The organism is Saccharothrix sp. ST-888, assembly GCF_000955975.1.
Taxonomy (GTDB): domain Bacteria; phylum Actinomycetota; class Actinomycetes; order Streptomycetales; family Streptomycetaceae; genus Kitasatospora.
In genome coordinates, this window is sequence record NZ_JYJF01000357.1 from 1 (window position 1) to 487 (window position 487).

Here is a 487-nt window from a genome sequence, read left to right on the forward strand (position 1 = left end):
CGCGTTGGCGATCGGACGCCCGATCGGCGGCACACCCGACCCCGGAGACAGCGGATCGCTCATCGTCGCGCACACCGTCGTCTCCGTCGGACCGTACGCATTGATCATCCGCCGCCCCGACGCCCACCGCGCCACCAACTCCGCCGAACACGCCTCACCCGCCACCACCAGCGTGGCGGCCGCGAGTTCGGCACCGTCCAGCGCGGCCAGGGCCGAGGGCGGCAGGGTCACGTGGGTGACGCGGAGCCGACGGTCTGTCAGGGCCTCCAGTGGGGCCTCGGACGGGGCCAGCACCAGGGCGGCACCGGTCAGCAGGGCGCTGCACAGGTCCCAGAAGGACGCGTCGAAGCTCGGCGAGGCGAACTGGAGCACCCGGCTGCCGGGTTCCAGTCCGAGCCGCTCGACCTGCGCCGCCACCAGGCTCGGCACGCCCGCATGGCTCACCACGACGCCCTTGGGGCGGCCGGTCGAACCCGAGGTGTAGATC

The 487-nt window shown here is 73.3% G+C and carries 1 protein-coding gene; it reads right to left on the minus strand.

Going from position 1 to position 487, the window contains the following annotated elements:
• Positions 1–487 (minus strand): AMP-binding protein (locus UK12_RS33075; protein WP_045306911.1); only part of this gene is annotated, 487 nt, incomplete at both ends.